The organism is Microtetraspora niveoalba (assembly GCF_001570405.1).
Lineage (GTDB): Bacteria > Actinomycetota > Actinomycetes > Streptosporangiales > Streptosporangiaceae > Microtetraspora > Microtetraspora niveoalba.
Window position 1 is genome coordinate 1 of record NZ_BBYM01000091.1, and the last position, 837, is coordinate 837.

The window sequence follows — 837 nt, forward strand, 5'->3', positions numbered from 1 at the left end:
GATCGAGGCTAATCTGGCGGGAGGACTGAGCACCTGCAAATCCGCGGCGTCAAAAGGGCGGAATCTGCTCAGATACGAGGCCAGCTTGGCGGAGGAGACCGTACAAATCAGTCTCGCCCCAGAATTCGACTATCCGTCCGTCCTGTAGGCGGTAGGACTTGACGCCCGTCATTGTGAGGTCACGCCCGGTACGGTCGTGGGTGTAGGTCAGCGTAAATGCGACAGTGACGCGGTCCCGCGCTGCAAAGAGGTCATGCACCTGCACGCGACAGTTGGAAAGACCTGGGGTCATCACCGATCCGGCAGGATACTGACGCCCCTGTACGTGATGACCAGCACCATGGACAAGCACGTCTTCGGCTACCAATTCTTCAAGTTCAGCAACCTGCCGCGTCTCAAATACCCGCAAGTATCGCAGGACGACATCTGCGTTGCGCCTGCTGATGGCTTCCTCTGAGTCGGTCATGTAAGGACCGTATCCGGCGGCCCCTATGGCCACCAGATATGCAGACGCCCAAGACGTCCAGGACGTCTTCCGGTCCGCGAGGGAGCTGCCAGCCTTACCGGAGGGTGACAGCTCCCTTACTCATGTCCCAGTACAGGCGGACGTCTACGGACGCAGCCAGACGCCATTGGACGCAACGGGACGCCGTTGTCAGACGCGGCGGCAATTCGCGTCGTGGAACTCTGACCTGCAAATAGTCGTCCCACTGATGTAGAACGGAACTGCAAGAAGTCACCGTCACCCAGACGGAATGACACAGGCGAGAAGCTACGCGACCCATTTTCCGGCGTGCATAGAAATCCGGGCGGCAAACACAAACACTAACCTCGATC

Annotated in this window: 1 protein-coding gene; it reads right to left on the reverse strand. The window is 58.9% G+C overall.

The genetic code is table 11. The annotated features are described in order from the left end of the window. Positions 1–49: 49 nt before the first annotated feature. Entirely contained in the window at positions 50–466 is a 417-nt protein-coding gene (locus AWQ70_RS37110) for an ester cyclase (RefSeq protein ID WP_067186906.1), read from the reverse strand. Positions 467–837 lie beyond the last annotated feature (371 nt).

Excerpts from the sequence above, each read along its gene's own strand:
- AWQ70_RS37110 (WP_067186906.1), bottom strand. The coding sequence starts at position 466 with ATGACCGACTCAGAGGAAGCCATCAGCAGGCGCAACGCAGATGTCGTC.